General features: G+C 65.2%; 12 protein-coding genes. 7 read left to right on the forward strand and 5 right to left on the reverse strand.

Going from position 1 to position 20,007, the window contains the following annotated elements:
- Window positions 1–58: 58 nt before the first annotated feature.
- Window positions 59–1,294, reverse strand: coding sequence for a CaiB/BaiF CoA transferase family protein (locus tag WH367_RS21505; protein WP_339537609.1), 1,236 nt, complete (start codon window positions 1,292–1,294; stop codon window positions 59–61).
- Window positions 1,295–1,912: 618 nt separating this feature from the next.
- Between WH367_RS21505 and WH367_RS21510 the strand changes: the two genes are divergently transcribed.
- Window positions 1,913–5,164 carry a hypothetical protein gene (locus WH367_RS21510; protein ID WP_339537610.1) on the forward strand — a complete coding sequence of 1,084 codons (3,252 nt, stop codon included), beginning with the start codon at window positions 1,913–1,915 and terminating at the stop codon, window positions 5,162–5,164.
- Between the two features lie 104 nt (window positions 5,165–5,268).
- Here WH367_RS21510 and WH367_RS21515 read toward each other — a convergent pair whose 3' ends face one another.
- The 4 genes from WH367_RS21515 to WH367_RS21530 all read right to left on the reverse strand — a co-directional run bounded on the left by WH367_RS21515 (window position 5,269) and on the right by WH367_RS21530 (window position 8,543).
- Entirely contained in the window at window positions 5,269–5,715 is a 447-nt protein-coding gene (locus WH367_RS21515; protein WP_021027649.1) for a GatB/YqeY domain-containing protein, read from the reverse strand.
- Window positions 5,716–5,866: 151 nt separating this feature from the next.
- A complete protein-coding gene (gene rpsU / locus WH367_RS21520; protein ID WP_007833691.1) occupies window positions 5,867–6,079 on the reverse strand; it encodes a 30S ribosomal protein S21 in 213 nt (70 codons plus the stop codon).
- A 231-nt stretch (window positions 6,080–6,310) separates the two neighbouring features.
- Window positions 6,311–7,558: an NAD(P)/FAD-dependent oxidoreductase gene (locus WH367_RS21525; protein WP_021027650.1), complete on the reverse strand. Its 1,248-nt coding sequence runs from the start codon at window positions 7,556–7,558 to the stop codon at window positions 6,311–6,313.
- Window positions 7,559–7,634: 76 nt separating this feature from the next.
- Window positions 7,635–8,543, reverse strand: a complete 909-nt coding sequence (locus WH367_RS21530; RefSeq protein WP_021027651.1) for a DUF3626 domain-containing protein — start codon at window positions 8,541–8,543, stop codon at window positions 7,635–7,637.
- A 161-nt stretch (window positions 8,544–8,704) separates the two neighbouring features.
- Between WH367_RS21530 and tenA the strand changes: the two genes are divergently transcribed.
- The 6 genes from tenA (at window position 8,705) to WH367_RS21560 (ending at window position 19,999) form a co-directional block, all read left to right on the forward strand.
- Window positions 8,705–9,370: a thiaminase II gene (tenA, locus tag WH367_RS21535; RefSeq protein WP_021027652.1), complete on the forward strand. Its 666-nt coding sequence runs from the start codon at window positions 8,705–8,707 to the stop codon at window positions 9,368–9,370.
- A gap of 228 nt (window positions 9,371–9,598) precedes the next feature.
- Window positions 9,599–9,832, forward strand: coding sequence for a hypothetical protein (locus WH367_RS21540; protein ID WP_021027653.1), 234 nt, complete (start codon window positions 9,599–9,601; stop codon window positions 9,830–9,832).
- Window positions 9,833–10,559: 727 nt separating this feature from the next.
- Window positions 10,560–12,239 (forward strand): MdtA/MuxA family multidrug efflux RND transporter periplasmic adaptor subunit, encoded by a 1,680-nt coding sequence (locus WH367_RS21545; protein ID WP_339537612.1) that lies wholly within the window; start codon window positions 10,560–10,562, stop codon window positions 12,237–12,239.
- Window positions 12,240–12,252: 13 nt separating this feature from the next.
- On the forward strand, window positions 12,253–15,363 hold the full coding sequence (locus WH367_RS21550; protein ID WP_339537613.1) for an efflux RND transporter permease subunit: 3,111 nt from the start codon (window positions 12,253–12,255) through the stop codon (window positions 15,361–15,363).
- Window positions 15,360–18,560 (forward strand): efflux RND transporter permease subunit, encoded by a 3,201-nt coding sequence (locus WH367_RS21555; protein WP_339537614.1) that lies wholly within the window; start codon window positions 15,360–15,362, stop codon window positions 18,558–18,560. Before WH367_RS21550 ends, WH367_RS21555 begins: the two co-directional genes overlap by 4 nt.
- On the forward strand, window positions 18,557–19,999 hold the full coding sequence (locus WH367_RS21560) for an efflux transporter outer membrane subunit (protein ID WP_339520429.1): 1,443 nt from the start codon (window positions 18,557–18,559) through the stop codon (window positions 19,997–19,999). The genes WH367_RS21555 and WH367_RS21560 overlap by 4 nt, the downstream gene beginning before the upstream one ends.
- The last annotated feature ends 8 nt before the right edge of the window (window positions 20,000–20,007 follow it).

Raw genomic sequence — 20,007 nt, forward strand, 5'->3', positions numbered from 1 at the left:
AGGCTGCCGCAATCGTCCGGGTTCATCGATATTCACATTTGGCTGGAGGCGCTGGCGCCTAGCCGGCAATCGCCTGGCTGTCCCGCAACGCGGCAATGCTGTCATCGCCATAGCCCAGGCTGCGCAGCAGCTCCTGCGTGTGCTGGCCCAGCTGCGGCGGGTCCATGCGCACGCCCAGGCGCTCACCGGCCATGCGCAGCGGCAGCAAGGTGGTGGGGGCCGTCTGCCCCGCGCGTTCGCCATCGCTCAGGCGCACGGGGGCCAGGCCGCCGCTGGCCAGCAGGTGTGGGTCGTCCAGCAGCTCTTCGGGCTTGCTGATCGGGGCATAGGGCAGGCCGTTGGCCTCGAAGACCTGGCCAATGTGCGCGGCGCTCATTGCGGCAAAGCGCTGGCGCAGCTCGGGCAGCAGCTGGGGGCGCAGGCGCACCCGGTCGTTATTGTTGCAGTAGCTGGGGTTGGCCAGCAGATCGCCCCAGCCAAAGGCACTGCACATGGTGGTCCACTGCGCATCGCTCACGGCGGCCAGAAAGATCTGGGCGCCATCCTGCACGGTGAACACGTCATACACCGACCAGGCCGAGATGCGGTTGGGCATGGGCTCGGCCGCCTCGCCCGTCACGGCGAACTGCATCATGTGCTGGCCGACCAGGAACACATTGTTCTCGAACAGCGCCGAGTCGATCTCCTGGCCACGGCCCGTTTGCGCCCGCTGCATCAGCGCGGCCATCGCGCCGATGGCCCCGAACATACCCCCCATGATGTCGTTGACGCTGGTGCCCGCGCGCAGCGGATCGCCGGGGCGCCCGGTCATATAGGCCAGGCCGCCCATCATCTGCACCACCTCGTCGAGCGCGGTGCGGTGCTCGTAGGGCCCGGGCAGAAAGCCGCTGTGGTTCACATAGATGAGGCGCGGGTTGAGCTGCGACAGCGCGCGGTAGTCGAGCCCGTACTTGCGCATCACACCGGGCTTGAAGTTCTGCACCACGATGTCGGCCGTGCTGGCCAGGCGGATTGCCGCTTCCAGCCCCGAGGCCTGGCGCAGGTCGATGGCCACGCTTTTCTTGTTGCGGTTGAACATCGGGAAAAAGCCCGCTCCCGCGCCCAGCAGATGGCGGGTGCGGTCCCCCTCGACCGGCTCCACCTTGATGACCTCGGCCCCCAGATCGGCGAGCACCAGGCCACAGGTCGGGCCCATCACCATATGGCTGAACTCGACCACACGCAGGCCGGCAAGTGGCAAGGGGGTGGGGGTGGGGGAGGTCGGCGTGTTGGGGGGGGCGTCGGTGTGGTGCATGGCTCAGGAAACAGAAAGCGTTGGCAGGCTGGGCGGGCGCAGGGCTTGGCGCAAATCGCAGCGGGTGCCGCGCTGGCTGCCAGCCGGGTAGGTCAAACAGAACTACGCCGTATGTACCACATCCGCTTAGCTGCATGCGCCATTGGCTGTCCCTGCGGTGCATGCAGGGGTGACAAAGCCGCTGCGAGTGGGTCGCCAAAGATGCGCAAAAAACGGCGCGGTATGCCTGCCCGATAGACGCTATATACCGGCCTTCGGGTAAGAAATTTCTGTAATGTTAAGATACAAATATAACGAATTGAAATTTCTTGATGTGTATCAAGATCTGGCGTGGGCCCTTTTTCAGTCTTTGTTAACCAAAGTGAATACATGGAATCGAAGGCTAGGTTTTGATAATTGATTAAGTTAATATATTTTTCTCAATTTCAACTGATGGACACAGGCCCTGATGCTGCACAGGCTTCAGGGTCTTGGCATTTCGGTGCCGGTGTTTTCAACAAGAACGGTCAAGGTGTGATGGGTTCAGTGATGAGGTGGGCGCTGGGTGCGCGAGGGCTGCGTAGCCTGCTGGGGCTTTGCTTGGTGGCGGGGCAGGGCTTGGCGCATGCGGCTGACAATGTGACTGCCGTCTGGGGCAGCTTCAACGGCAACAGCTGGACAGCCAATACCAGCAATGCCGCCACAGCGCCTGCAGCCAATGGGAACAACGATCTGCTGGCGTTCACGGCCGGTGGCGTGCGCTACTCGACCGGGGTCAATGACGCGGTGCTGACCGGGGCTTTTCAGCCGGCGGTCTTCCAGGCCTTTACGCCCAATCCCAGCTCGCTGCCCGCTGCGGGTGGCCTCAATGCGATTGCCCAAAGCGCCAGCTACGACATCTCCAAGACCCGGGCCTCCTACCTGTCGGATGGCGGGCATGGGCTCGATCTCAGCACCGCCTTGTTCAATATCCCGGCGAGCTCGCTGCGCTTCAGTGCGAGTGTGGGCAATCCCGAGTCCACGACGGACGCGGTGCCCGATGTGCTGGTGACCCAGGTGGGCCAGCCATCGAGCAAGACCGACACCTTTTATTTCATCGACGACACGGGTGCGGTCGTGGGGAACAGCATCAGCATCGCGCTCAGCAGCGTGCCCGTCGTCGCCCGGCAGAACTGGCAGTTCTGGAACCCCAACCACACCAAGTCCACGGTGGGCGATGGCAGCCGTGATCTGCGCATACGTGCTTACTATTTCGCCGACTTTGGCATCACGCCGCAGAACATGGGCCGGGTGGCTGGCTTTGTGCAGGCCTTGAGCGGCGACTCCGACATTGCCTTTGTCGCCTACAACCAGGAGGCCGTGAGCACCCCGGCGGCCTTGAGCGTGCAAAAGACCAATGAGGCTGCTGCCGTGACCGCAGGCGGCCGCACGGTCTACACCGTGACGATCAGCAACACCGGCGGCTCGCTGGCCAGCGATGTCTCCTGGCAGGATCTGCCCCAAGGCCTGCGCGTGCTGGGCATTGAGGCCGGTGTCGTGGGCGCGGGCAGCGATGCCGGTGTCTGCAATAGCAGCGGCTGCACGGGCCTGCGCCTGGCGCCTGGTGCATCGATCGCGTACCGCGTGGAGGCGGAGGTGACCGGCTTGGTGGGCGCGATGGCATCGAACACCGCCATTGTGAACGGCGCCAACTGCAGCAGCGGCAGCCCCGCCAGTTGCAGCAGCAGCGATGCGGATCTGATCGTGGCAGCCGACTCGGTCAGTGTGGTCAAGACCAATGGGGTGGACCGCCTGACCGTGGGTGGCGAGACCACCTACAGCGTGACCCTGAGCAACAGCGCAGCGACTGCGTTCTCGGGCCTGAGCTGGAGCGATGTGCCCAGCGGCCTGACGGTCAGTGGCATCCGCGCGGGCAGCGTGGGGGCCGGTAGTGTGGCGGGCACCTGCAGCACCACGGGCTGCACCGGCATCACCTTGGCAGCGGGCCAATCCATCGTCTACATCGTCAGCGCAAAAGTGAATGCTGCCGTAGCCGCAGGCACATCGGTCAGCAACAAGGCCGTGGTGCAAGGCGGCACCTGCACCAGCGAGCGGGTGAGCGGCTGCGCCAGCACCGATACCGACCTGGTGGTGACGGCGGCCAATATGGGCATCAGCAAGAGCAATGGCGTGGATGTACTGGCCCAGGGTGCCAGCACGGTCTACCAGGTGGTTGTGCGCAACACCGGCGGCAGTGCAGCTGCGGGCCTGCGTTGGGCAGAGAGCCCGGTGGGCCTGACTATTGAGCGCATCAGCGCCACGACGGTCGGCGCCAACAGCGAGGCGGGCCTGTGCACCGTCAGTGGCTGCTCGGATATCGCGATCGCGGCTGGTGAATCGATTGTCTATGCGGTGCAGGCGACTGTCACCGGTGAGGTGGGCGTGGACAGCGCCCGCAACGTGGTGACCTTGAGTGGCGCGACCTGCAGCGGCGGCAACAGCTGCAGTGCCGAAGACCGCGATGCCATCGTGCTGCCCGCCACTGTCAGCATCCGCAAGAGCAATGGTGTCGATACGCTGACCGAGGGTGCCAGCAGCAGCTATACCGTCACCATCACCAACAGCGGCGGCATGCCCGCTGCCGGCCTCGCCTGGCTGGACAGCCCCCAGGGCATGGAGATCGAAGCCATCACGCCGCTGGCGGCCGCAGCGCCCAGTGATGCCGGCAGCTGCAGCCTGCAGGCACCGATGGGCTGCAGCGGCATCACGGTTGCCGCCAACGCCAGCGTCAGCTACCAGGTGCGGGCGCGGGTCACGGCGCTGGTGGAGGGCCGTGCCGATGCCACGGTCAGCAATACGGCCACGCTGACGGGGGCCAACTGCACGGCAGCATCCCCCTGCACAGTGACGGATACCGACGCGCTGCGCAGCCCCGTGCATCTGACGCTGAGCAAGACGGCCGCGGCAACGGTGGAAGCGGGCCAGGCGCTGGACTACCAGTTCCGCATTGGCAACAGCGGCCAGACAGCCGTTGCCGCCGGGCAAACGCTGGTCGTGGCCGAGGCCCTGCCTGATGGCATGCGCCTGACGGGTGCCTCGCCCGGTGCCGGTGTGACATCGGTGGTCTGCAGTGGCGAGCCGCTGGAGTGCGAGGTGGTGCTGGATGCCGCGCTGGAGCAAGGCGGCCATGCTGCCTTTGGCTTGCATGCCATCGCGCCAGCGCAGGCCGGCAGCATCACCAACCATGCTGCCATCGATCCGCAGGGGGGCAGCGAGCCGCCGGTGCCGGGCGCTGCCTGCCTGCCTGCCGACAGCTGTGCCCAGGCGCGCACTGATGTGCTGGCCCCCGCCTATATCACCGTGCTCAAAAGCAATGGCGTGAGCCAGGTGCTGGAAGGCAGCAGCACCCGCTATGTGGTGACGCTGAGCAATGAAGGTGGCATGCCCGTAGAGCTGCAGTGGGACGATGTGCCCAGCGGCATGGTGGTGACCGAGATTGTTGCGACCGAGGTCGGGGCCCACAGCGCCGCTGGTGTCTGCAGCCCGTCGGGTTGCAGCGGCGTGACGCTGGCAGGTGGCGAAACCGTGCGCTATGCGGTACAGGCCCGGATCACGGCCACGGCACCTGCACAGGTTCGCAATCTGGCCCGGGTGAGCGATGCGGCCCAGTGCAGCAGCAGCGCGCCTTGCAGCAGTGAGGACGAGGATGCGGTCTACAGCAACACCATCGATGTGGACCCACCTGCGCCCGATCCCACACCTGACCCGACTCCGGATCCAGACCCGACACCCTTGCCCGCGCCAGTAGCGGTACCCACGGTATCGCTGGCGGGGCAACTGCTGATGTCGCTGCTGCTGGGCGGGGCCGCTGCGCTGGGCCTGCGCCGCATGCGCCAGCGCGGCCGCCACTGAGCGGCAAAGCGCCCACAAAAAAACCACTGCCGCTCGGTGCTGCAGTGGTTTTTTTGATGTTTGGCTTCCGGGCAGCCCCGTGCTCGGGGCCTGCCTCCCGGCGATCAGGGAGCCAGTGCGGCCTTCACGGCGGCAGAGACCTGGCCCATGTCCGCCTTGCCAGCCAGCTGGGTCTTGACGGCGCCCATGACCTTGCCCATGTCGCCAGGGCCCGAGGCACCCAGTTCCGCCACGATGGCCTGGACCGCAGCGGTCACTTCTTCGGCGGACATGCGCTCTGGCAGGTAGGCCTTGATGACCTCGATTTCCGACTTTTCCTTGTCGGCCAGGTCCTGGCGGCCGGCAGTTTCAAATGCGGCGATGCTGTCCTTGCGCTGCTTGATCATCTTGTCGACGATGGCGATCACCATCGCGTCGTCGAGTTCGACGCGCTCATCGACTTCCTTTTGCTTCATCGCAGCTTGCAGCAAGCGGATGGTGCCCAGGCGTTCCGTGTCCTTGGCGCGCATCGCGTTCTTCATGTCTTCGGTGATTTGTGCTTTCAAGCTCATAACAGGCTCCTGTTGGCAGGCCGTCGACGCAAGCAGCGGTCTGCCTGAAAAATCTGGCGATGGCCAGAAAACAAAAAACCCGCGCCTGGCGTCCCGAGCGCGGGTGGTGTCACAGCCTGGGCAAATTGCGTCAGGCCTGTGAGAGCTGCGATCAGTACAGCTTCTTGGGCAGTTGCATGCTGCGAACGCGCTTGTAGTGGCGCTTGACGGCAGCAGCCTTCTTGCGCTTGCGCTCAGCAGTTGGCTTTTCGTAGAACTCGCGAGCGCGCAGGTCGGTCAGCAGGCCCAGCTTTTCGATGGTGCGCTTGAAGCGGCGCAGCGCAACGTCAAAGGGTTCGTTTTCTTTTACACGGATAGTCGTCATTAGCTAATGTTTCCATTGGTGCCAACAGCGGGTTTTGGGGAAGATCGCGCCCCAAAGCCTTGAATGGCGGTTTTGCCCTGTCATATTGACTAGTATTGGCAGACAGGGCTTTGCCAGCAAAGAGGGGCGATTATATCCGGCTTTTGATAGGAAAGCAAGAGGGTCGCGGTTTGCAAGCGGGGAGCCAGACCTGCGCTGTTGCTCTCCTGCATCTCGCCCAGCGTCCTGCTGCTATTGGTTTTCTGCCATGCCCGCTGCGCAGGCAGCGGCACTCGCCCAGGCCCATTGAAAGTTGTAGCCGCCCAGCCAGCCGGTGATATCCACCACCTCGCCAATGCAGTAGAGGCCCGGCACCTTCTTGGCTTCCATCGTTTGCTGCGACAGCTCGCGCGTGTCCACACCGCCCACGGTGACCTCGGCCTTTTTATAGCCTTCGGTGCCGGTGGGGGTCAGCTCCCAGCGCGTCAGGCGCTCGGCCAGGCGCAGCAGCGCCTTGTCGCTGGCCTCGGCAATCGGGCGCTGCCAATCGGCATCCTGCGCCACCCAGGCATCGGCCAGGCGCGCGGGCACCAGGCTGGCCAGCGCATTGGCAATCAGCTTGCGCGAGCGCTGCTTGGCCTGCAGTAGCTGCTCGGCCACATCCACCTCGGGCACCAGGTTGATGTCGATGGAGGTGCCCGGTGTCCAGTAGCTCGAGATCTGCAGGATGGCTGGCCCCGACAGGCCCCGGTGCGTGAACAGCAGGTCCTCGTTGAACGTCATGCGGGTTTTCTTGCTGCCGGTGCCGATCACCACCGGCAGGGCCAGGCCCGCCAGCTGCGCGTAGGGTGCCCAGGCGCTGCCATCAAAGGTCATCGGCACCAGGCCCGGCACACGCGGCACGAGTGCCAGCCCAAACTGCTGGGCCAGGCGGTAGCCCAGGTCGGTGGCGCCAATCTTGGGGATGGACAGGCCGCCGGTGGCGATCACCAGGTGGCGGCAATGCACCGTTCCCTGGGCAGTGCTGACCTGAAAGCGCTGGCCTTGCGCATCGGCATCCAGCGCCGCAACGGCGCTGACAGGGCAGGGCTGCCAGTGGGTCACGTCGCCCGCGCGGCACTCGGCCAGCAGCATCGCGATGATGTCTTCGGCCGAATGGTCGGCAAACAGCTGGCCCTTGTGCTTTTCGTGGTGGGCAATGCCGTGCTTGTCGACCAGCGCGACAAAATCGGCCGGCCCAAAGCGCGACAGTGCCGAGCGGCAGAACTGCGGGTTCTGGCCGACAAAGTGCCTATGGGGCTGGCGCACATCCAGATCGCGGTTGGTGAAGTTGCTGCGCCCGCCGCCCGAGATGCGGATCTTCTCTGCGACCTTGGCCGCATGGTCAATCAGCAGCACCTTGAGCCCGCGCTGCCCCGCCTGCGCCGCACAAAACAGGCCGGCAGCGCCTGCGCCAATGATGACGGTATCAAACAGGTGGGTGGGAGCGGGAGAAGACATGCGGATCCGGAAGATGGCCAGGCCTCTGCATGGAGTGCCCGCGCCGACAAAAGCAGCGATTATCGGTGATGCGGCCCTAACCCGACTGCCTGCCCAGGTGGGCGATGCAATGCCAGGCTTTTTTCAGCAGCGGCGCCGGGTAGCGATGGCGGGCCTGGGCCTGGCCCAGATCGGCTGGGGTGAGTCCACCCGGCGCATGCTGCAGCAGTTCGGCCAGCACTTCGGCCACGTCGGCGCCCCGGTACTGGCTGGCTTGCGCCAACTGGTCCGCCTGCAAGCGGTAGCCCGGATGAAAGCGCAGGGGCAGGCCTGAGCGCAGCACGGCCAGCGCCAGCGGCGTATCGCGGTAGCAGGGGTCGAGCCAGATGGCGGCCACATCGCGCGCCAGAACCAGGCCGCCATGCAGCTGGGCTTCGACATAGTGGTCCAGCGGGTCGGCCAGTTGCAGGCATTGCAGCTGCTGCCAGTCCATCTGCTGCCACAGCCCGACATGGCGGGGCTGCCAGTAGCTGTCGGGGTCGCAAAAGCTGCTGCGTGCGGTGGCAGAGCTGTGCAGCTGCAGATACGCCGATCCAAAGCGGGGCGCGGCGCCATAGCCCTGGTGGCTGGGGCGGCCCAAAGGCACCAGATCGACGGCGCCGTACACCGGCCGCTCGGCGGGATCGGCGTGGTTGTAAGCGCCCGCAAACTGCTGGTCCTCCCACTGCCAGCGCTCGCCCTGGGGCTGGGGGCTGTAGCTGCCATTGCTGCGGCCGCTCTCAAACTGCGACAGGTAGCGGCCTTGCTGGCACAGCAGCGCCAGCAGCGGCTGGCCTTGTACGGTCCAGTCCGGGACCGTCCAGTCCGGGACCATCCAGTCGGGATGAAAGTGGACGTGAATCGAAGCGGGTGCAAGTGCGTGCTCGCGCGCCGGGCCGCCACGGCGCTGCACGGCCTGCAGGGCTTGCTGCTGGGCGGCGGTCAACAAGGGCGCGGGGCTGGGCATGGGCAGGGCGGGTTCGGTTGAAGGTCCAGGGACTGCAGTGGATGGATCGTAGCCGGTTCTGCGCTGCATGCATGCCCTGGCTGTTCTGGGGTTGGATGCTGCCCAGCGGCCCGGCACTGGCCGACAATCAGCGCTTGTCCACGATCTCTTGAGGAGTTTGCATGTCGTTTTGCCAGGCCTTGTGGCAAGCCAACCAGGCGCTGTACCAGCGCACCTTGGACCATCCCTTCAACCGCGAGCTGGCGGCAGGCAGCTTGTCGGTCGAGCGCTTTCGCCATTACATGATCCAGGATGCGCATTACCTGGTGGCCTATGGCCGTGCGCTGGCCGTCGCTGCCGCCAAGGCCGACCAGGCCGAGGGCGTGGTGCAGTTTGCCAATGCCGCCAATGAGGCGGTGGTCGAGGAGCGCAAGCTGCACGACGGCTTTATGCGCGACTTCGGCATTACGCCGCAGGATTTTGCCGCGACGCCGCTGACACCGGCCTGCCACCACTACACGAGCTTTTTGCTGGCCAACAGCTGGTCGGAGAGCTACCCGGTGGCGCTCGCCGGGCTCTTGCCCTGCTTTTGGATCTATGCCGAAGTGGGGCGCGATATCCATGCCCGCTCCCAGCCCGGCAACCCCTACCAGGCCTGGGTGGACACCTATGCCAGTGAAGAATTCCATGCCGCTGTGCGCGCCGTCATCGCCACCATCGACCGTGTGGCGGACGCCGCTGACAGCGCCACCCGCACGCGCATGGCCGAGGCCTACCGCTACAGCGCTGAGCTCGAATGGATGTTCTGGGACAGTGCCTACCAAGGGGGGCGCTGGCCGACGCGCTGAGCGGCACCCAAACTGGGTTGCGCTGCTGCGCTGTAAAGCTCCGGCAGCGCCGTCGTAAAGTTATGCAATGCGGCTCTACGGCGCGATAGGCTAGCGGTATTCGCCTACAGGCGCTTTCGAAAAACGGTCTTACGCTTCGTGGCATTCATTGACCAGATGCGCCAACGCGCAGACCCCGAGCAAGTCCGAGGCCTACACGCACGCATCGCAACCATATAAGGAGTTGCCATGTTGTCTACCAACACCACCCATACCGCTTACCACGCTCCCGTGTTCGAACCCACGGTCGATGAGTTGGCCGCTTTGAAGAAACTGGAACTGGGAGAAAAGATTTCGCTGCAGGATGCTGTGCATGCACATGTCTCCAAGCGCTTACTGGAACGCGGCATGGTGGTGGAGCGTGAGGGCTACATGGTCATCACCTCAGAAGGCCTGCAACAGATCAAGCGCCGCGATGCCTGATCCTCATCCCGCTGTTCTCCACAGCACCCAGGCAGCCCAAGCAGGCTGCCTTTTTTTTCATCATGGTTAACTTTTTGTCTTAGTTTCAACGATTTGGGTGGCTTATCTACAGCTGTGCACAGAGCTTTCCACAGCATTGTGCCCACGGACTGGGGACAACGCTGCGCTGCGCCAAAACAGCGGTGCTCCAGTGCCAGAAGAGGCCAGGGCCAGCAGTGTAGTGGCGTTGAAACTGCGCGAATGACGCGCCCAGGCCCCATATGCCTCAATTTTGAGCAAGGCTGGCATTTGGCTTAGGAATCAGCGGCTTGCCCTGCTTATCTACAAGCTTCTTCACAGCTTTCCACAGCATTGTGCCCGTGCAATGGGGACAAAGCGGGACCGCTGCGCGATGCGCAGGCTAGGGGTGATCTGCAAGCTGCTGGGCCGCTGCAGCCGTGTTGGCTGGCTTGCGCTTTGCCGCGCCAGGAATGGCGATGGGCGGCTGCAGGCAGCCAAGAAACTGCGCCGCAAAAACCTGCGTGTCCAACAGCCTTGCCAGCGGCGTGCTGCCACGGAATCTCAGTAGACTCGGGGCTGGCGGCGGTGGCGTTTACTTATCTTCGCAGTCGGTACAGGGCAGGTGCAACATGGCTGCACTAGGATGCGGTCATTCTTTACATGCCGGTGCTGATGGTGGAGCTTTGCCACAGGCCGCTGCTGTAACTCACCTCTACCGATTGCTGCCATGGACCATAACTCCAATAATTCCACCCGTCCCACCCCAACCTCCGGCGCGGCAGACGCCGGGCTGAACCCCGGTGCCGCAGCAGCACCCAAGCGGCGCAGCCGCTGGCTGGGCTCGACGATCGCCATCGTGCTGGTGGCGGGGCTGGCAGGCGGGGCCTGGTACCTGGTGCAGAGCAAGAAGAACCCGAGCGGCATGGCAGCCGGTGCACCTGGCATGGGCGGCCCACCGGGCGCCGGTGGCCCTCCCGGCATGGGCCCGGGCGCGATGCGGGCGATGGCCGTCACCGTGGGCAGTGCCGCTGCCAAACGCCAAACCCTGCCGGTGACCCTGACGGCAATGGGCACGGTGGTGCCCACCACCACGGTGACCCTGACCACCCAGGTCTCGGGCATTTTGCGCGATGTGCTGTTCACCGAAGGCCAGATGGTCAAGAAAGGCCAGAAGCTGGCCCAGATCGACCCCCGCCCGTTTGAGCAAGCGCTGCAGCAGGCCAAGGGCCAGTTGGCGCGCGACCAGGCGCAGCTCGATGCCGCGCGCGTGACGCTCAAGCGCTACCAGACCTTGTGGGACCAGGATTCGATTGCCCGCCAGGACCTGGACACGCAGGCCGCGCTGGCCAAGCAGCTCGAAGGCACGGTGCTCACCGACCAGGCCCAGGTGCAGACCGCCCAGCTCAACCTGGGTTATGCCAGCATCACCTCACCCATCGATGGCCGCATCGGTCTGCGCACGATGGACCCGGGCAACTACATCAGCGCCGGCGGCACCACCGGCATCGCCGTCATCACCAAGATGGCGCCGATCGATGTGAGCTTTACCGTGCCGCAGGACCATATCCCCTCGGTGCTGGGCGCGCAAAAGGCCGATGCCCGGCTGCCGGTGGCAGCGCTCGATCGCGCAGGCAACAAGACCCTGGCCCAGGGCGTGTTCCTGACCTTGGACAACCTGGTTGACACCGCGACGGGCACCGTCAAGGCCAAGGCCCGGTTCGACAACAGCGATGGCTCGCTCTTTCCCAACCAGTTTGTCAACACCCGCCTGACCTTGAAGGACGAGAGCGCGCTGGTGGTGCCGGTCACCGCCATCCGCACCGGTGGCAATGGCGATTTTGTCTATGTGATCAACGCCGACCGCACCGTGACCCAGCGCACCGTCATCCGGGGCATGAGCACGGTCGAATGGGTGGCCATCAACACGGGCCTCAAGGAGGGCGAGCTGGTGGTGACCGAGGGTGCCGACCGCTTGAAGGATGGTGCCGTGGTGGCCCTGCAGGGCGACACGCCCACCCAGGCTCATGGCGCCAGCAGTGGCCGGCGCGGCCCACGTGAGGGCGGCCCGCGCGAGGGTGGTGGACGCCGTGGCAATGGCGAAGGCCGTGGCGCCAATGGTGCGGCACCCGGCGGTGCGGCGGGCAATGGCGCGCCCGCCGGCGGTGGTGGTGGCGGCGGTGCAGCCGTTGAGCCCAATGCTGGCCAGCCCAGTGCCGCAGCCCCTGCGGTGAACCCGGACCAACCCGCCGCTGGCGCCAGTGGTTCTGGCGGTTCGGGTGGCTCGGGCGGAGCAACCCCTGCGACCGGCTCCGGCCAGACCGCACCCGCGATCAAACCGGAGGAGGTGCCCAAGGGCATGGCGCCAGCGGCCAGCACCGTGCAACCCGCCCAGCGCGCCAACCCATAAGGCGGGCTGAGCGATGAGTCCTTCCCGTCCCTTTATCCAGCGGCCGGTAGCGACGGCCTTGCTGATGCTGGCCATCGTGCTGACCGGTCTGGTGGGCTTTCGGCTGCTGCCGCTGTCGGCGCTGCCCGAGGTGGATTACCCGACGATCCAGGTGCAGACCCTGTACCCGGGGGCCAGCCCCGAGGTGATGAGCCGCACGGTGAGCGCGCCGCTCGAGCGCCAGCTCGGCCAGATGTCCGGCCTGGACCGCATGGCATCGACCAGCGCAGCGGGCGTGTCGATTGTGACCTTGCAGTTCCAGCTGGGCTTGTCGCTGGATGTGGCCGAGCAAGAGGTGCAGGCGGCGATCAACGCCAGCAGTGCATTGCTGCCGGCCGATCTGCCCGCACCCCCGATCTATGCCAAGGTCAACCCGGCCGACACGCCGGTGATGAGCCTGGCCATCACCTCCAAGGAGCTGCCGCTCACCGAGGTGCAGAACATCGTCAACACCCGCCTGGCGCAGAAGATCAGCCAGGTCACCGGCGTGGGACTGGTCAGCCTGGAAGGCGGGCAAAAGCCTGCGATGCGCATCCAGGCCAACACCCAGGCGCTGGCCGCCAATGGCATCACCTTGAGCAGCCTGCGCACTGCCATCAGCAATGCCAACTCCAACACCGCCAAGGGCAGTTTTGATGGCCCCAAGCGCTCCTACTCGATCAACAGCAATGACCAGCTGCTGACTGCTGCCGACTACATGAACCTGGTGGTGTCCTGGAAGGACGGCGCCCCGGTGCTGATGAAGGATGTGGCCCGTGTGGTGGCGAGCGCCGAGAACGACCGGCTCGCCGCCTGGGTCGATGAGACACCCGCGATCATCTTGAACGTGCAGCGCCAGCCCGGCGCCAATGTGATTGCCACGGTAGACGCGATCAAGCAGCGCCTGCCCGAGCTCACCGCCTCCTTGCCCGCCTCGGTCGAGGTCAAGGTGCTGACCGACCGCACCACCGGCATCCGCGCCTCGGTCGAGCATGTGCAGATGGAGCTGGCGCTGGCCGTGGTGATGGTGGTGCTGGTGATCTTCTTCTTCCTGCACAGCCTGCGTGCCACGGTGATCGCCAGCCTGGCCGTGCCGATCTCGCTGATCGGCAGCTGCGGCGCCATGTACCTGCTGGGCTACAGCCTGAACAACCTGAGCCTGATGGCGCTGACGATTGCGACCGGCTTTGTGGTGGACGATGCGATCGTGATGATCGAAAACATTGCGCGCTACATCGAAGAGGGCGAGACGCCGATGGCCGCTGCCTTGAAGGGCGCGGCGCAGATCGGCTTCACCATCATCTCGCTGACCGTGTCGCTGATCGCGGTGCTGATTCCGCTGCTCTTCATGGGCGATATCGTTGGGCGCCTGTTCCGCGAGTTTGCGGTCACCTTGGCCATCACCATCCTGATCTCGGCGGTGGTCTCGCTCACCCTGGTGCCGATGATGTCGGCGCGCTGGCTCAAACAAGAGGACACCAGCGCGCACACGCGCGGCTGGGCCAGCTCGGTGCAGCGCGGTTTTGACAAGGTGATCCACCACTACGACCGGGGCCTGCACTGGGTGTTTCGCCACCAGGCGCTGACCCTGGTCGTGGCCGTGGCCACCGTGGTGCTGACGGGCCTGCTCTACCTGGCCATCCCCAAGGGCCTGTTCCCGACGCAGGACACCGGCCAGCTGCAGGCGCAGATCGAGGCGGCGCAAGAAGTGTCCTTTGCCCGCATGAGCAATCTGCAGCAGCAGGCCGTGAGCGCCATTCTGCAGGACAAGGATGTCGCCTCGGTCAGCTCGGTGGTGGGCGTGGATGCCGCCAACAACACCATGCTCAACACCGGCAGCCTGTCGATCAACCTGACCCGGCCGCATGATGCGCAGGACGAGGTGATGCAGCGCCTGCGCGAGCGGGTGAGCCAGGTGGCGGGAGTACGTATTTTCTTGCAGCCCTCGCAGGACCTGACCATCGACTCGCAGACCGGCCCCACCGAATACCGCCTGTCGATTGGCGGCGTGAACACCGACCAGGTCAATGACTGGACGCAAAAGCTCGTCAGCCAGTTGCAGAATGTGGCTCAGGTGCGCAATGCCACCAGCGACGCCGGGCGCAAGGGCCTGTCGGCTTATGTGAATGTGGACCGCGATACCGCATCGCGCCTGGGCATCAGCGCCAGCAGCATTGATGACAGCCTCTACAGTGCCTTTGGCCAGCGCATTGTCTCGACCATCTTTACCGAGACCAACCAGTACCGCGTGATTCTGGAGGCGCAGCAGGAGCAGCTCAACAGCGTGCAGACCTTGGGCAACCTGGCGATCAATGCCAGCAGCACGGGCGCGACGCCGCTGTCGGCGATTGCCAAGATCGAGGAGCAGATGGCACCGCTGCAGGTGACGCGCGTGTCGCAGTACCCGGCCGCCACCCTGGGCTTTGACACCGCGCCCGGCGTGTCGCTGGGCCATGCGGTCGATGCCATCAAGCAGGCGGCCAAGGATATTGGCATGCCCGCGTCGCTGACCATGGAGTTCCTGGGCGCAGCGGCCGCCTACCAGAACTCGCTCACCAGCCAGCTGGTCTTGATTCTGGCAGCGCTCATCTGCGTCTACATCGTGCTGGGCGTGCTGTACGAGAGCTATGTGCACCCGCTCACCATTCTCTCGACCCTGCCATCGGCCGGCGTGGGCGCCTTGCTGGCGCTGATGATCAGCGGCAACGACCTGGGCGTGATCGGCATCATCGGCATCATCTTGCTCATTGGCATCGTCAAGAAGAACGCGATCATGATGATTGACTTTGCGATCGATGCCGAGCGCAACCAGGGCATGGGCCCGCAAGAGGCCATCCACCAGGCCGCGCTGCTGCGCTTTCGGCCCATCTTGATGACGACCTTGGCCGCCTTGTTTGCCGCGCTGCCGCTGATGTTTGGCTGGGGCGAGGGCGCCGAGCTGCGCCGCCCGCTGGGCCTGGCCATTTTTGGCGGGTTGATGCTCAGCCAGTTGCTGACCCTGTTCACCACCCCGGTGATCTACCTGGTGTTTGACCGCCTGGGTGCCCGCTTTGGCCGCCGCCAAGCCGGTACTGCGGATGGCAGCCATGCCGAGGTGCAGGCATGAACCTGTCCCAGCCCTTTGTCAAACGCCCGGTCGCAACGGTCCTGCTGACCATTGGCATGGCATTGGCGGGCATTGCCGCGTTCTTTGCGCTGCCGGTGGCACCGCTGCCGCAGGTGGACTACCCGGTGATCTCGGTCACGGCCAGCCTCTCGGGCGCGAGCCCGGAGAACATGGCCTCGAGCGTGGCCACACCGCTGGAGCGCCACCTGGGCGTGATTGCCGGGGTCAACGAGATGACCTCGCGCAGCTCGACCGGCTCGGCCAATGTGACCTTGCAGTTTGACCTCAACCGCGACATCAATGGCGCCGCGCGCGAGGTGCAGGCGGCCATCAATGCCGCGCGCACCGATCTGCCATCTGACCTGCGCAGCAACCCCACCTACCGCAAGATGAACCCCTCGGATTCGCCGATCATCATCTTGGCGATGACCTCGCCCACGCGCACGCCCGGTGAGCTGTATGACGAGGTCTCCAACGTGGTGAGCCAGCGCATCTCGCAGGTCGATGGTGTGGGTGATGTGGAAATCGGCGGCGGCTCCTTGCCGGCGGTGCGGGTCGAGCTCTTGCCCCAGGCGCTGAGCCACTACGGCATTGCGACCGAAGATGTGCGCGCCGCCATCCAGGCGGCCAATGCCAACCGGCCCAAGGGCGCCATCGAGAGTGGCGGCAACCGCCTGCAGATCTACACCCCAGCGCCCGAGCGCAAGGCCAGCTGGTACCAGGGCCTGGTGGTGGGCTGGCGCGACAATGCGGCCGTCCGGCTGGGCGATGTGGCGCGGGTCATCGACGGGCCAGCCAATGTCTACACGATGGGCCTGTTCAACGGCCAGCCCGCCATCCTGGTGCTGATCACGCGCCAGCCCGGCGCCAACATCATCAATACCGTGGACAACGTGCGCAAGCTCCTGCCCGAGCTGCAGGCCCAGCTGCCCAAGGATGTGAAGATCCAGGTGGCCAGCGACAGCACCAACTCGATCCGCTCGTCGCTGCGCGAGATCGAGACCACCTTGATGGTGTCGGTGATCCTGGTGGTGCTGGTGGTGGGCGCCTTTATCCGCAAGGCGCGCGCCACGGTGATTCCGGCCGTGGCCACCGTCGTTTCGCTGCTGGGCACCTTTGGCGTCATGTACCTGCTGGGCTATAGCCTCAACAACCTCAGCCTGATGGCGCTGACGGTGGCCACCGGTTTTGTCGTGGATGACGCGATTGTGGTGCTGGAGAACACCAGCCGCCATATCGAGCAGGGCATGGACAAGATGGCCGCCGCGCTGCAGGGCGCGCGCGAAGTGGGCTTTACCGTGCTGTCGATCAGCCTGTCCCTGGTGGCGGTGTTCATTCCGCTGCTGTTCATGGAGGGGCAGATCGGCCGCTTGTTCAAGGAATTCGCCGTGACCTTGTCGGTCGCGGTGATGATCTCGCTGGTCATCTCGCTGACCACGACGCCGATGATGTGCGCCTGGTTTCTGCGCAATGAGGATGCCATCGAGACGGCGCCGCGCGGCCGCTTTGCCCGCGCGCTGGAGAACAGCTACAACGCGATGCTGCGCGTTTATGAGCGCTGCCTGGATTGGGCCTTGCATGCCAAGGCCGTGGTGATGCTGATCCTGGTGATCGTCATCGGCATGAATGGCTATCTGTTCCTGCATGTGCAAAAGGGCTTTTTCCCGCAGCAGGACAACGGCCAGCTCGCTGGCGGCCTGCGTGCGGACCAGAGCATCTCGTCGACCGCGATGGCCGGCAAGCTCAAGGAGGCGCTGGCCATCATCCAGCAGGATCCGGCCATCGACACGGTGGTGGGTTTTGCCGGTGGCAGCCGCTCGGGCGGCGGCTTTGTGTTCATCAACCTCAAGCCGGTCAGCGAGCGTGATGTGACCAGCCTGCAGGTGGTGGCGCGCCTGCGGCCGCAGCTGTCGCAGATCACCGGTCTGCGCGTGTTTCTGAACCCGGTGCAGGATTTGCGCATGGGCGGGCGCTCGTCGAACTCGACCTACCAGTACACCCTCAAGAGCGACAACACCGCCGACATGAAGAAATGGGCCACGCGCCTGGCCGAGCGGCTCAAGCAAGAGCCCTTGCTGCAGGATGTGGACACCGACCAGTCCGACAGCGGCGTGGAAGTCTATGTGGAGGTGGACAAACAGGCCGCAGCACGCCTGGGGGTGAATGCCAAGTCCATCAACAATGCGCTCTACAACGCCTTTGGCCAGCGCTCGGTGGCCACCATCTACAGCGATCTGAACCAGTACTCGGTGATCATGGAATGGGCGCCCGAATACACGCGCGGGCCACCAGCGTTGCAGGATATCTATGTGCCATCGAACCTGAGCGGCACCGAGGGCACCGCGGCCAACCCGGCGCTGCGCAGTGCATCGACCGGCAGCGTGATCAGCACCAGCGTGGCCACCATGGTGCCGCTGTCGAGCTTTGCCAAGGTGCTTGAGCGCCCCGCGCCCACCAGCGTGAACCACCAGGACGGCGAGCTGTCGACAACGATATCGTTCAACCTGGACGCAGGCGTGGCGCTGAGCGAGGCCCAGCAGGTGATTGCCCAGGCCGAGGCCGATATCGCCATGCCGATCAATGTGCGCGGCAGCTTCCAGGGCACGGCGCTGAGCTTTCAGAAGTCGCAGAACCAGCAGCTCTACCTGATCCTGGCCGCGATTGTCGTGATCTACATTGTGCTGGGCATGCTCTATGAAAGCCTGGTGCACCCGATCACCGTTCTATCCACCTTGCCATCGGCGGGGGTGGGCGCGGTGATTGCGCTGATGCTGTTTGACATGCAGTTCACGGTGATTGCGCTCATCGGGGTGTTCTTGCTCATTGGCATCGTGAAGAAAAACGCCATCTTGATCATCGACTTTGCGCTGGAGGCCGAGCGATCGCGGGGGCTGTCCGCGATCGACGCGGTGCGCGAAGCCTGCCTGCTGCGCTTTCGCCCCATCCTGATGACCACCTTGGCTGCCGCGCTTGGGGCCCTGCCGCTGGCCATTGGCTTTGGCCAGGGCTCGGAGCTGCGCCAGCCGCTGGGCATCGCCATCATTGGCGGCCTGCTGGCCAGCCAATTGCTGACCCTGGTCACCACCCCCGTGGTCTATGTGCTGATGGACAAGCTGCGCCGCCGCGCACCCAACGAGCGTGACCTGGGCCGTGCCTCGAGCGACGGCATGCCCACCCTGGAACACGATACGCCATGACGCCTTCTCTTGATCTTTCCAAGCCTTCTCGCCTCCCCCTGTTGCGCAGCCTGGCGCTGGCGCTGTGCTGCGCCGGGCTGTTGAGCGCCTGCTCGGTGGCCCCCGTCTACCAGGTGCCCGCCACCCCAGCACCTGCCAGCTTCAAGGAAGCGGGCGCGCTGTGGCAAAGCGCCCAGCCCAACGATGCGGTGGACCGGGGCGACTGGTGGACGCTGTTCGCAGACGAGCCGCTCAACCAGCTCGCCGCGCAGGTGCAGGTGCACAACCAAAACATTGCCGCGGCCGCAGCTGCCGTGCAGCAAGCCCAGGCCGCGTTGCGCGTGGAGCAGGCCGGCTTGCTGCCGACCGTCAGTGGCAGCCTGGGCCAGACACGCCAGGGCGGCAGCCAGTCCAGCAGCAATGGCAGTGCCTCGCTGGGCATCAGCGCCGCCTGGGATGCGGACCTGTGGGGCCGTCTGCGCGAATCGGTGAGCGCTGCCCAAAGCAGTGCCCAGGCGAGCGAAGCCGATCTGGCCGCTGCGCGCCTGTCGGCCGTAGGCAGCCTGGTGCAGAACTATTTCCGCCTGCGCGAGGCCGATGCCGAGATGCAGATCCTGTTGCAATCGATCGAGGGTTACCAGCGCAGCCTGCTGATTGCCCAGAACCGCTACGACGTGGGGGTGGAGGCGCGCACCGCGGTGCTGCAGGCGCAGACCACCTTGACGACGACCCAGGCCAGTGTGGAATCCCTGCGCCAGTCGCGCCAGACCTATGAGCATGCGATTGCCGTGCTGACGGGCCAGGCGCCGGCGCAGTTTGACCTGCCGCCGGCCGCCTGGAACGTGACCGTGCCCGAGATTCCAGGCGTGGTGCCCTCGACCCTGCTGGAGCGCCGGCCCGACATTGCCGCTGCCGAGCGTGCAGTGGCTGCGGCCAATGCCCAGATCGGCGTGGCCCAGGCGGCTTATTACCCGAGCCTGAGCCTGAGCGGCTCGCTCAACCGTTCGGGATCCAACCTGGGCAACCTGTTCAGCGCCTCGGGCCTGCTGTGGTCGCTGGGTGCATCGCTGAGCCAGAGCATCTTCAACGCCGGCGCCACGACCGCGCAGGTCGATTCGGCCCGCGCCGCGCATGCGGCCCGCACTGCCAGCTACCGCCAGTCGGTGCTGGCGGCGTTCCAGGCGGTCGAGGATGTGCTGAGCAATGTGGCGGCGCTCAATGCCCAAAAGCCACTGCTGCAGCAAAGCCTGGATTCGGCCGAGAAGGTCGAGCAGCAGATGCTCAACCGCTACAAGGAAGGCCAGGTGCCTTACACCGATGTGGTCACCGCCCAGGCGACTGCGCTGTCGGCGCGCCGATCCTTGATCCAGCTGCAGCTGAACCAGCAACTGGCAGCGGCCCAACTCATCCAGGAGCTGGGGGGCGGCTGGCATGCCGATTGGATGAAGCCGGGCGCCTAAAGCTCAGC

It is taken from the genome of Comamonas sp. MYb21, from assembly GCF_037479395.1.
Classification (GTDB): domain Bacteria; phylum Pseudomonadota; class Gammaproteobacteria; order Burkholderiales; family Burkholderiaceae_C; genus Comamonas.